Source organism: Nonomuraea indica (genome assembly GCF_002850745.1).
Taxonomy (GTDB): Bacteria; Actinomycetota; Actinomycetes; order Streptosporangiales; family Streptosporangiaceae; genus Nonomuraea; species Nonomuraea indica.
Genome location: NZ_KZ559466.1, coordinates 254,794 through 266,971, shown reverse-complemented (window position 1 = coordinate 266,971; position 12,178 = coordinate 254,794). Strand labels below are relative to the sequence as shown.

Below are 12,178 nucleotides of genomic sequence, written 5' to 3'. Positions count from 1 at the left end.
ACGCCGGTGCCGGTGTCCGACTCCACCCGCATCGACCTCGACGCCGCGCCGCCCCTCGCGCTCACCTGAGACGGCCGTGCATCAGCTCCAGGAGCGTCGCGTGGGTCTGCTCCAGCGGGCGGCCGGGGTAGAGGGCCCGGCGTTCGATGGAGACGGTCAGCACCATGCCGAACAGGGCCGTGGCCGCCGTCTCCACGTCCAGGCCGGGCCTGATGTCGCCGGCCGCCACGGCGTCGCGCAGCACGCCGGCGTAGACGCCGAGGGCGTGCTCGCGCAGCCGGGCCACCGCCTCCTGCCAGGCCGTCCGCCACATCTCGGCCAGCAGCACCCGCGCCAGCGGCCCGTGCTCGTCGAAGAAGCGCAACTGGCCGAGCACCACGTTGTCGAGCCGGGCGAGCGGGCTGTCGCCGGTGGCGGCCTGCGACAGCGCCTCGGCCAGCCTGGCGACCGAGTGCTCCAGCAGCGCGGCGAACAACGCCTCCTTGCTGCCGAAGTTGTAGAACACGGTGCCCTTGGCCACCCCGGCCCGTTCGGCGATGGCCTCGACGGTGGTGGCGGTGTAGCCCTGCTCGGCCATGAGGTCGATCGCCGCGGCGAACACCCTGGCCCGGGTGTCCGGCCGGCTCACAGCGCCAGCTCCGGGTGCAGCCGCCTGACCGACCAGGTACGGCCGCGCTCCACGGCGAGCGTGGTCAGCGCGAGACCGGCGACGAGGAACGTGATCAGCACCCCGCAAGCCTGCCACACCACGGTGGGGTCACCGCCGCTGACCAGCCGGCGCAGCGCCGCGACCACCCAGCTCATCGGCAGCCACGGCGAGATGGTCTGGAAGAAGCCGGGCGAGGTCTCGATCGGGTAGGTGCCGGCGGCGGAGGTGAGCTGGAGCATGAGCAGCGCCAGCGCCACGACCCGTCCCGGTGGTCCGAGCAGCGCGTTGACCGCCTGCACGACCGCGAGGAACGCCGCCGCCGTCAGCAGGAGCAGCCCCGCGACGCCCGCCCAGTGCGCCGCCCGCATGCCGAGGCCGAACCTCAGCACCGCGACCAGCGCGACGACCTGTGCCGCGCCCAGCGCCATGGCGGGCAGCCAGCCCGCCAGCGCGATCCGCACCGCCCCCGTGGTGCCCGCCAGGCGGCGCGGGTTGAGCGGCCTGAGCACCATGTACGCGATCATCGCGCCCACCCAGAGCGCCAGGGGCAGGAAGAACGGGGCGAAGCCGGTGCCGTAGTCGGGCACCTCGTTGTCCACCTGCTTGGCCAGGCGCACGGGGTCGCTCATCATGCCGGCGCGGGCCTCGCGCTCCCGGCGGTCGTAGTCGGGGATCTGCTCGGCCCCGTCGCCGAGGCCGTCGGCCAGGTCCTTGGAGCCCTCGGCCAGCCGGGTGAGGCCCCTGTCGAGCCGGCCGGCGCCGTCCCGCAGCCGGTCGACGCCGGTGGCGAGCCGGTCGGCGCCGTCGCCCAGCTCGGTCAGGCCGCCGCCGAGCCTGGTGAGGCCGCCGGTGATCTTGGCGGAGCCGTCGCGCAGCCTGGTGGCGCCCTGCTGCAGCTTCCTGGCCCCCTGGCCGGCCTCGCCGAGCTTGGCGTCGACGGTGGCGGCGCCGTCGGCGAGCTTGGCCAGGCCGGCGTCCAGCGCGTTCACCTGCCGCCGGACCTCGTCGAGCCGGGGCCCCAGCTCGGGGGCCACGGCGGAGACCTTGCGGGCGGACTCGGCCAGTTCGCGGGCGGCGGCGCTCAGCTCCGGCGCCCGCGGGTCGTCGATCCGCCCGGCCTGCTCGGCGACCCTGTCGGCCGCGTCCGCGACGCGGGGGCCCCACTCGTTCAGCACGGGGACGTAGGTGTCGGCGATCCGGTTGACGTCGCCGGTCTGGGCGTGCACCTGGTCGGCGGCCTGCCGGGCGCCCCTGCGCAGCTCGGCCGTGCCGTCGCGGCGCAGCCTGGCCAGGCCGCCGCTCAGCTCGCCGACGCCCTTGGCGGCCCGGGTGAGGCCGCCGGTGACCTGGGCGGAGCCGTCGCGCAGCCGGGTGACGGCGTCGCCCGCGCTGTCCAGCCCGGCCGAGAGCCTGCGGGCGCCCGCCCCGGCGGTGCCGAGGCCGGTGGTGAGCCTGGCGACTCCGTCCCCGGCCCGCACCGTGCCGTCGTGCAGCTCGCCCGCCCCGTCGGCGGCCTCGGAGGTCTGGTCGTGGATGTCGCCGATGGAGACGAAGACCCGGTCGAAGTAGTCGTGGATGACCGTGCGCTCGGCGGCCGCCCGTACCTCGTTGAACACGGCGTCGGAGATGCTGCCGACGACGTAGCTGCGGCCGGTGTCGACGCGCAGGCCGAGGTGGGCGGGCGAGGGTGTGGCCCGGTCGTCGGAGGGGGAGGCCAGGCGGGCGCTGAAGTCGGCGGGGATGGTCAGGGCCAGGTAGTAGCTGCCGTCCCGCACGCCGTCGGCCGCCTGCCGCGCCGTGGCCTCGTGCCAGCCGAAGACCCGCCGTTCGCGCAGCTCGGCCGCCAGGTCGCGGCCCGCGTGCAGGGTCCGGCCGGACACGGTCGCGGGCCGGTCCTCCATGACCAGGGCGACGGGCACCCGGTCGAGGTTGCCCTGCGGGTCCCAGAACGACCACAGGTACAGGCCGGCGTACAGCAGCGGCAGCACCACGACGGCGGCCAGCGCCAGCCGGGTCAGCCTGGAGCGCAGCATGCCCCGCATCACAGCTCCACGATGTGGTCGTAACGGGCGGGCGGGAGCACGCAGGACGCCACGACGGTCCGGCCGAGCCCGCCGAGCAGGGTCCACAGCGCCCGCTGCCGGTCGGGGGGCAGTCCCTGGTCCACGTTGTCGGCGACGATCACCGCGGGGTCGTCGAGCAGCGCCAGCGCCACGCCGAGCCGTACCTGGTCCTCCCGGTCCAGCTCGCGCACGAGGGTCGCCTCGCCGGTGTCGAGCCCGGCCCGTTCCAGCGCGTCGGCGTACGCGCCCCGTCGCCGCTCGCGCAGGTGCTCGCCGACGGTGAGGGACCGGTTGAGGTCGGTCACCCCGTCCACCAGCGCGAGCGCGGCGACGCGGCGGATGGCGCGGGGCCGGGTGTGGCCGTGCACGCTCAGCGTGCCCCCGGCCGGTCGCATCCGGCCGGCCAGGGTGAGCAGCAGGCTCGTCCGGCCGCTGCCCGAAGGGCCGGCCACCACGGTCAGCGTGCCGGGCCCGGCCGTGAACGTGACGTCCGCGAACACCTCCTCGACCGACAGGCCCTTGGCGACGATCACGACCACCCTCCCTCTTTGAACTGACTGGTCAGTTCAAAAGATAGCCCAGGAGGCGAGCAGACGAAAAACGTCGTACCGGCCGGGAATGAGGGACGTGATCCCGCTGTTCGGTACGGGGGAGTCCGCATGTCAAGACACAGTGAATGTTCGCAATACGGACAGAGCGGGCACCACTCCATGTGGGTGCGGTAATCTCTACCCACAACATGCAGCAGGGCCAACGTCGTCCCCGCCTGTTGAGCAGTTCTGAACAGACGAAGACGACGGGAGGGATTCAATGCCTGCTGCCCACCTCGGGTTCCCCGAGCCCCAGGGCCTCTACCACCCCGCCAACGAGCACGATGCCTGCGGTGTCGCCATGGTCGCCGACGTCGCGGGCCGCCGCGGGCACGGGATCGTGGTGAAGGCGCTGACGGCGCTGCTCAATCTGGATCACCGGGGGGCCAAGGGTAGCGAGCCGGACACCGGTGACGGAGCCGGCATCCTCACGCAGATCCCCGACGCCTTCCTGCGCGCGAGCGTGCCCTTCGACCTGCCCCAAGCGGGACGGTACGCCGCCGGCATCGCCTACCTGCCGGCCGGTGAGGAGGAGCGCGCGGTCGCCGTGCGGCGCATCGAGGAGATCGCCGCGGAGGAGGGCCTGACCGTGCTCGGCTGGCGCGAGGTGCCGGTCGACCGCGCACTGCCCGGCCCCAGCGCGCGCGCCGCGATGCCGCACTTCGCCCAGCTGTTCGTCGCCGGGCCCGACTCCGGCGCCGTGTCCGGGCTGGAGCTCGACCGGCTGGCGTTCTGCCTGCGCAAGCGGGCCGAGCACGAGGCGCAGGTCTACTTCCCCTCGCTGAGCTCACGCACGATCGTCTACAAGGGCATGCTCACCCCCGAGCAGGTCGAGCCGTTCTTCCCCGACCTGTCCGACGAGCGCTACGAGACCGCTATCGCGCTGGTGCACTCGCGCTTCTCCACCAACACCTTCCCGAGCTGGCCGCTCGCCCACCCCTACCGCTACGTCGCGCACAACGGCGAGATCAACACGGTCAAGGGCAACCGCAACTGGATGCGGGCCCGCGAGGCGATGCTCGCCTCCGACCTGATCCCCGGCGACCTGAGCCGGCTCTTCCCGATCTGCGACCCCGACGGCAGCGACACCGCCTCCTTCGACGAGGTCCTGGAGCTGCTGCACCTGGGTGGCCGCAGCCTGCCGCACGCCGTCCTCATGATGATCCCGGAGGCGTGGGAGAACCACACCGAGATGGACCCGGCCCGCCGGGCCTTCTACGAGTTCCACTCCTCGATGATGGAGGCCTGGGACGGCCCCGCCTCGATCACCTTCACCGACGGCACCCTCGCCGGAGCCGTGCTCGACCGCAACGGCCTGCGCCCAGGCCGGTTCTGGGTGACCGCCGACGGCCTGGTCGTCCTCGCCTCCGAGGCCGGTGTGCTCGACTTCGCCCCCGGCGACGTGGTGCGCAAGGGCCGCCTGCAGCCGGGCCGGATGTTCCTCATCGACACCGCCCGCGGCAAGATCATTGAGGACGACGAGATCAAGGCCGAGCTGGCCGCCGAGCTGCCGTACGCCGACTGGCTGCACGCCGGCCTGGTCCGCTTCGAGGAGCTGCCCGCCCGCCAGCGCGAGATCCCCACGCACGAGGCGCTCGTCAAGCGGCAGCAGACCTTCGGCTACACCGAGGAAGAGCTGCGGATCATCCTGTCGCCGATGGCGAGGACCGGCATCGAGCCGATCGGCTCCATGGGCACCGACACACCCGTCGCCGTGCTCAGCGAGAAGCCCAGGCTGCTGTTCGACTACTTCTCGCAGCTGTTCGCGCAGGTCACCAACCCGCCGCTGGACGCCATCCGCGAGGAGCTGGTCACCTCCCTGGCCAGCGTGCTCGGCCCCGAGGGCAACCTCCTCGACCCCGGCCCGTCCTCGTGCCGGCAGCTCGTCCTGCCGTACCCGGTGATCGACAACGACGAGCTCGCGAAGATCATCCACATCAACGACGAGCACGACCTGCCCGGCTTCCACCCGCACGTGGTCTCCGGCCTCTACCAGGTGTCGGGCGGCGGCGAGGCGCTGCTGCACCGCCTGGAGGAGATCCGCGCCGAGGTGTCCGAGGCCATCGCCGGCGGCGCCCGCATCATCGTGCTGTCCGACCGCGGCTCCTCGGAGGAGCTGGCGCCGATCCCGTCGCTGCTGCTCACCGGGGCCGTGCACCACCACCTCATCAAGGAGAAGACCCGCACCAAGATCGGCCTGGTCATCGAGACGGGCGAGGCCCGCGAGTGCCACCACATGGCGCTGCTCATCGGCTACGGCGCCGGCGCGGTCAACCCCTACCTCGCGATCGAGACCGTCGAGGACCTGGTCGACACGGGCGTCCTGCAGGTCGACAAGCACAAGGCCGTACGCAACCTGATCAAGGCGTACGGCAAGGGCGTCATCAAGGTCATGTCCAAGATGGGCGTCTCCACGGTGGCCTCCTACACCGGCGCGCAGATCTTCGAGGCGCTGGGCCTGAGCCAGGAGGTCATCGACACCTGCTTCACCGGCACCACCTCGCGCCTGGGCGGCGTCGGCTTCGACGTGCTGGCCCGCGAGACCGCCGAGCGGCACCGCCACGCCTACCCGCGGGTGCCCAACGCGCACCGCAGGCTCCAGGTCGGCGGCGAGTACCAGTGGCGGCGCGAGGGCGAGCCGCACCTGTTCAACCCCGAGACCGTCTTCAAGCTGCAGCACGCCACGCGCACTCGCCGCTACGAGATCTTCAAGGAGTACACCAGCATGGTGGACTCCCAGGCCGAGCGGCTGATGACGCTGCGCGGGCTGTTCACGTTCAGGAGCGACCGCGCCCCGGTGCCGATCGAGGAGGTCGAGCCGGTCTCCGAGATCGTCAAGCGGTTCTCCACCGGCGCCATGTCGTACGGCTCGATCTCGATGGAGGCGCACGAGACGCTCGCCATCGCGATGAACCGGCTCGGCGGCAAGTCCAACACCGGCGAGGGCGGCGAGGACCCCGAGCGCCTCTACGACCCGGCCCGGCGCAGCTCCATCAAGCAGGTGGCCTCCGGCCGCTTCGGCGTCACCAGCGAATACCTGGTCAACGCCGACGACCTGCAGATCAAGATGGCGCAGGGCGCCAAGCCCGGCGAGGGCGGCCAGCTGCCCGGCCACAAGGTCTACCCGTGGATCGCCAAGACCCGGCACTCCACGCCCGGCGTCGGCCTCATCTCGCCGCCGCCGCACCACGACATCTACTCGATCGAGGACCTGGCCCAGCTCATCCACGACCTGAAGAACTCCAACCCGCAGGCGCGCGTGCACGTCAAGCTCGTCGCCGAGGTCGGGGTCGGCACGGTCGCGGCGGGCGTGTCCAAGGCCCACGCCGACGTGGTGCTCATCTCCGGCCACGACGGCGGCACCGGCGCCTCCCCGCTGACCAGCCTCAAGCACGCGGGCGCCCCCTGGGAGCTCGGCCTGGCCGAGACCCAGCAGACGCTGCTGCTCAACGGCCTGCGCGACCGCATCGTGGTGCAGGTCGACGGCCAGCTCAAGACCGGCCGCGACGTGATCATCGCCGCGTTGCTGGGCGCCGAGGAGTTCGGCTTCGCCACCGCTCCGCTGGTCGTCTCCGGCTGCGTCATGATGCGGGTCTGCCACCTCGACACCTGCCCCGTGGGCGTCGCCACGCAGAACCCCGAGCTGCGCAAGCGCTTCAGCGGCAAGCCGGAGTTCGTGGTCAACTTCTTCGAGTTCGTCGCCGAGGAGATCCGCGAGTACCTCGCCCAGCTCGGCTTCCGCTCGCTGGACGAGGCCATCGGGCACGTCGAGCTGCTCGACACCACCGCCGCCGAGCACCACTGGAAGGCGGGCGGCCTCGACCTGACGCCGATCCTGCACCGGCCGGAGCTGCCCGAGGGCACGCCGCTGCGCCGGGTCGGCGAGCAGGACCACGGCCTGCAGCACGCCCTCGACAACACGCTCATCCAGCTCGCCGAGGGCGCGCTCAAGGACGGCACCCCGGTCACGCTGGAACTGCCCATCCGCAACGTCAACCGCACGGTCGGCACCATGCTCGGCCACCAGGTGACCAAGCGGTACGGCGGCGCCGGCCTGCCCGACAACACGATCGACATCTCCTTCACCGGCTCGGCGGGCAACTCGTTCGGCGCGTTCATCCCGCGCGGGCTCACCCTGCGGCTGACCGGCGACGCCAACGACTACCTCGGCAAGGGCCTGTCCGGCGGCCGCATCACCGTCCGGCCGCACGAGGAGGCGCCGCTCGACGGGCACATCATCGCCGGCAACGTCGCCCTGTACGGCGCGACCTCCGGCGAGGTGTTCGTCCGAGGCGTCGTCGGCGAGCGGTTCTGCGTGCGCAACTCCGGCGCCACGGCGGTGGTCGAGGGCGTCGGCGACCACGGCTGCGAGTACATGACGGGCGGCCGGGTCGTCGTCCTCGGCCCGACCGGGCGCAACTTCGCGGCCGGCATGTCCGGCGGCGTCGCCTACCTGCTCGACCTGCGGGCCGAGCGGGTCAACCGGGAGATGGTCGCGATCGAGGACCTGACCGAACAGGACGCGGAGTTCCTGCGCGAGACGGTCGACAAGCACTTCGCCGAGACCGGCTCCCCGGCGGCCAAGGAGCTGCTGGCCGACTGGCAGGGCGCGGTGGCGAGGTTCAGCAAGATCATGCCCACCGACTACAGGCGGGTCCTGGAGGCGGCCGAGGCCGCCCGCATCGAGGGCCGTGACATCGACGAGGCCGTCATGGCGGCCGCGGTTCAGGGTTAAGGGAGGCGTAACCGATGGCTGACCCGAAGGGGTTTCTCACCTACGACCGCGAGCTGCCGGCGCGCCGCCCGGTGGACGTCCGCATCAGCGACTGGCGCGAGGTCTACGAGGACTTCTCCCAGGAGAAGCTGACCAGGCAGGCGGCCCGCTGCATGGACTGCGGCATCCCGTTCTGCCACAACGGCTGCCCGCTCGGCAACCTCATCCCCGAGTGGAACGACCTGGTCTTCCGCACCGACTGGCGGGAGGCGATCGAGCGGCTGCACGCCACGAACAACTTCCCCGAGTTCACCGGCAGGCTCTGCCCGGCTCCGTGTGAGGCGGCGTGCGTGCTCGGCATCAACGCCGACCCGGTCGCGATCAAGCGGGTCGAGGTCGAGATCATCGACCGGGCGTTCGCCGAGGGCTGGGTCACCCCGCAGCCGCCCGCCCGCAAGACGGGCAAGCGCGTCGCGGTCGTCGGCTCCGGCCCCGCCGGGCTGGCCGCCGCCCAGCAGCTCACCCGCACCGGGCACGACGTCGTCGTGTTCGAACGGGCCGACCGCGTCGGCGGGCTGCTGCGTTACGGCATCCCCGAGTTCAAGATGGAGAAGCGGCACATCGACCGCCGGCTGGCCCAGATGCGGGCCGAGGGCACCGAGTTCCGCACCGGCGTGAACGTCGGAGTCGACGTCACCGCCGCCCAGTTGCGCGAGCAGTTCGACGCGGTCGTGCTGTCCGGCGGCGCCACCCAGTGGCGCGACCTGCCGGTTCCCGGCCGCGAGCTGAACGGCGTGCACCAGGCGATGGAGTACCTCCCGCTGGCCAACAAGGTGCAGGAGGGCGACCTCGCCGCGTCGCCCATCTCGGCCGAGGGCAAGCACGTGGTCGTGATCGGCGGCGGTGACACCGGCGCCGACTGCATCGGCACCGCGATCCGGCAGGGCGCCGCCTCCGTCACCCAGCTGGAGATCATGCCGCGTCCGCCCGCGTCGCGGCCCGGCAGCCAGCCGTGGCCGACGTTCCCCATCCTGTTCAAGATGGAGAGCGCCCACGAGGAGCTGGCGGCCGGCGACGGCGAGCGGGTCTACGCCGTCTCGACGACCGAGTTCGTCGGCGACGAGGCCGGCAACGTCCGCGCGCTGCGCCTGGTCGAGGTGGAGGGGCCGCAGAACGGCTTCAAGCCCGTCCCCGGCAGCGAGCGGGAGATCCCGGCCGAGCTGGTCACCCTGTCGATGGGCTTCGTCGGCCCCGAGAAGGGCGCCCTGCTGCGGGACCTTGCCGAGGACGCCGGTGACGGCTTCTTCGACGCCCGGGGCAACGTCGCGCGCGACAAGACGTACATGTCGAAGGTGGACGGGGTCTTCGTCGCGGGTGACATGGGCCGCGGCCAGTCGCTCATCGTGTGGGCGATCGCCGAGGGGCGTGCCGCCGCCTCGGGCGTGGACCGCTACCTGACGGGGGACACGGAGCTGCCCTACCCCATCCTGCCCACGGCGCGGCCGCTCGTCTGAGCGCGCTGACGCACCGAGCGCCCGTCCGGACCTCGTCCGGGCGGGCGCTCGGGGCGTTGCGGGGCCCTGGCCGGCCGGCGAGGCCGTTATTGGTAGTTTTGGGCACTTTGAACGACCATTCTGTGAGGTGTGTGAGGTGCGGCAGTTCGGACGCGTGGTCGGTGGCGTGCTGGCCGGAAGCCTGGTGGCGGGCTGCTCGGTCCTGCCGGGGCTGAACCGGGCGGCGCAGGAGAGGCCGGCGACGCCCGCCGCCACCGTCACGCCGAAGCCTTCGGCGGCCGCCCCTGCCCTGGCGGCCGACGCGGTGCTCGAGGATTACATCGAGCGCAACAACGCGGCCAACGAGGCCCTGAGCGACGAACTGCTCGCCGCCTACGAGGGCGGCTCCAGCCTCGCCATCGACAAGGCCTCCTACCTGTCCCAGCGCAAGCTGGGCGACGACGCGTACACGCCGTTCAGCTACGTCAGGCCCACCTTCGTGGTGCCGGCCACGCAGCGGTGGTTCCTGGCGAGCGTGTACTGGAAGGGCAGGAACGAGACAGCCGAGGATCCGACCTACCTGGTGTTCGCCCGCGACGGGGATGTCTGGCGGCAGGTGTACTCTCCCGACGTCTTCGAGGAGCTCGCCGCTCGGGACCTGCCGAAGCTCCGGACCGACGCCTCCGGCGCTGCCACCGAAGTGGACCAGGCGGACGCCACCGGCCTGATGATGTCGCCCGCCGACTTCGCCAGGAGCTACGCCGTCCATCTGGCGGGCAAGGGCACGACCGCCGCCAAGAGCCGTTTCGCGGCCGACCCGCTCACCACCGGCGCCGCCGGCAACAGGATCACGATGAAGCGGTACGCCCGGCTCGCCGAGAGCGTCAAGCCGGCGACCGAGTACCCCTCCTACGCCCTGCGCACGGCCGACGGCGGCGCGCTCGCCTTCACCACGCTCCAGCGGACCAAGCGCTACGACGTCATCCAGGGCTCGCAGCGCAACTACGTCTTCCAGAAGAACAACGGCATCCTCCCCCGCAAGTACTACATGTGGATGAAAGTGGGCGAATTGCTGCAGGTGGTGGCGTACATCCCCCCGAAGACCGCCGAGCCCGCCCAGGTGCGGGTGATCGGCTCGTACACCGGCATCGTCGCCGGCAGCGGCCGCTGACCCGACGCCACGTCGAGCGGGGGAGGCGGTCCAGGCTAGGGCGTGGTGATCCGTCCCGCGCATGGTAGGGCGGCCGGAACGGCCGGCAAGCCCCGTGGGATGGTGGTCGGCCGTTCGGGTGCGTCGCGACCGGCCGTTGCCCGGAGGGCCGCCGGACGGGCGGGCGGGCCGCCGGGGCGGTCGCGTGAAACTTTCAGGTCGACGCTTGTTAAGCTATCGCTTGCTTGGTTCGATGGATCCGTGACAGAGCATCCGGTCAACGACGCCATCGACCTGGTGAGCGGGACCTTCTGGGGCCGCGACCCGCAGGAGGAGCTGCGGTGGATGCGCGAGAACGCCCCCGTCTACTGGGACGGCCGCGTGTGGGGCGTCGCCTCCCACCACGACGTCCGCCACGTCTCCCTGAACCCCCGGACGTTCTCCAGCGCGCGCGGCATCCGGCCGGACGCCGCAGCGCTGCCCATGATGATCGACATGGACGACCCCGCGCACCTGCTCCGGCGCAGGCTCGTCAGCCGCGGGTTCACGCCGCGCCGGGTCGCCGCGCAGGCCGGGCGCATCCGCCTGCTGTGCGACCGGATCCTCGACCGGGTCTGCGAGCGCGGCGCGTGCGACTTCGTCTGGGACATCGCCGCGCCGCTCCCGCTGATCGTCATCGGCGACGCCCTCGGCGTGGCGCCCGAGGACCGGGACGCGCTGATGCGCTGGTCCGACGACATGCTGCGCGGCCTCGTCGGCCAGTCCGACAGCGACCTGCTGGTCCGCGCCGCCGAGGCGTTCGAGCAGTACGAGGCCTACGCCGGTCGGGTCATCGCCGACCGGCGCGGATGCCCCCGCGACGACCTCATCAGCACGCTCGTGCACGCCGAGGTCGCCGGGGAGCGCCTCGACCACGCCTCCCTCGTCTACGAGTCGCTGCTCATCCTCATCGGCGGCGACGAGACCACCCGGCACGTCCTGTCCGGCGGCGCGTACCAGCTCTTCACCCATCCCGCCCAGCGCCGCGCGCTCATCGAGGACCCGGCCGGCATCCCGGCGGCGGTCGAGGAGATGCTGCGCTGGGTCTCGCCCATCAAGAACATGGCCCGCACCGTCACCGCCGACACCGTGCTCGGCGGGCAGCGGCTGCGTGAGGGCGAGCAGGTGCTGCTGCTCTACCCCTCCGCCAACCGCGACGAGTCCGTCTTCGCCGACCCGCACCGCTTCGACGTGGCGCGCACCCCCAACGACCACCTCGCCTTCGGCTTCGGCAGCCACTTCTGCCTCGGCAACAGCCTGGCCCGGCTGGAACTGCGCACCATGATGGAGCGGCTGCTGGCCCGCCTGCCCGACATGGAGCCGGTGGACGACCGCGAGCCCGCCTGCCGGCCGGCCAACTTCGTCTCCGGGTACGAGTCGCTGCCGGTGCGCTTCACCCCGGCCCCTCCCGTCCACGCTCCCGTACGGGGGTGAAGTTGCATCATCGGCGAACTGCCGGGAAGATGCAGAATCTGCGCAA

Annotated in this window: 7 protein-coding genes; 4 read left to right on the top strand and 3 right to left on the bottom strand. The window is 72.2% G+C overall.

The window, feature by feature from the left end; genetic code table 11:
• Positions 1-61 precede the first annotated feature (61 nt).
• From CXR44_RS01230 to CXR44_RS01220, 3 genes are read right to left on the bottom strand one after another with little or no spacing between them, the layout of a single operon-like run.
• Entirely contained in the window at positions 62-628 is a 567-nt protein-coding gene (locus tag CXR44_RS01230) for a TetR/AcrR family transcriptional regulator (RefSeq protein ID WP_101782953.1), read from the bottom strand.
• The gene (locus CXR44_RS01225; protein WP_245898735.1) at positions 625-2,682 is read right to left on the bottom strand and encodes a YhgE/Pip family protein; all 2,058 of its coding nucleotides are present in this window, start codon (positions 2,680-2,682) and stop codon (positions 625-627) included. Before CXR44_RS01225 ends, CXR44_RS01230 begins: the two co-directional genes overlap by 4 nt.
• Before the next feature lie 8 nt (positions 2,683-2,690).
• Positions 2,691-3,245, bottom strand: coding sequence for an ABC transporter ATP-binding protein (locus tag CXR44_RS01220; RefSeq protein WP_219601624.1), 555 nt, complete (start codon positions 3,243-3,245; stop codon positions 2,691-2,693).
• Between the two features lie 277 nt (positions 3,246-3,522).
• Between CXR44_RS01220 and gltB the strand changes: the two genes are divergently transcribed.
• The 4 genes from gltB to CXR44_RS01200 all read left to right on the top strand — a co-directional run bounded on the left by gltB (position 3,523) and on the right by CXR44_RS01200 (position 12,132).
• A complete protein-coding gene (gene gltB, locus CXR44_RS01215; RefSeq protein WP_101782950.1) occupies positions 3,523-8,037 on the top strand; it encodes a glutamate synthase large subunit in 4,515 nt (1,504 codons plus the stop codon).
• A gap of 14 nt (positions 8,038-8,051) precedes the next feature.
• Positions 8,052-9,530, top strand: coding sequence for a glutamate synthase subunit beta (locus CXR44_RS01210; RefSeq protein WP_101782949.1), 1,479 nt, complete (start codon positions 8,052-8,054; stop codon positions 9,528-9,530).
• Between the two features lie 136 nt (positions 9,531-9,666).
• Positions 9,667-10,680 (top strand): DUF8094 domain-containing protein, encoded by a 1,014-nt coding sequence (locus CXR44_RS01205; protein ID WP_101782948.1) that lies wholly within the window; start codon positions 9,667-9,669, stop codon positions 10,678-10,680.
• Positions 10,681-10,920: 240 nt separating this feature from the next.
• Positions 10,921-12,132 carry a cytochrome P450 gene (locus CXR44_RS01200; protein WP_245898733.1) on the top strand — a complete coding sequence of 404 codons (1,212 nt, stop codon included), beginning with the start codon at positions 10,921-10,923 and terminating at the stop codon, positions 12,130-12,132.
• Positions 12,133-12,178: the final 46 nt, after the last annotated feature.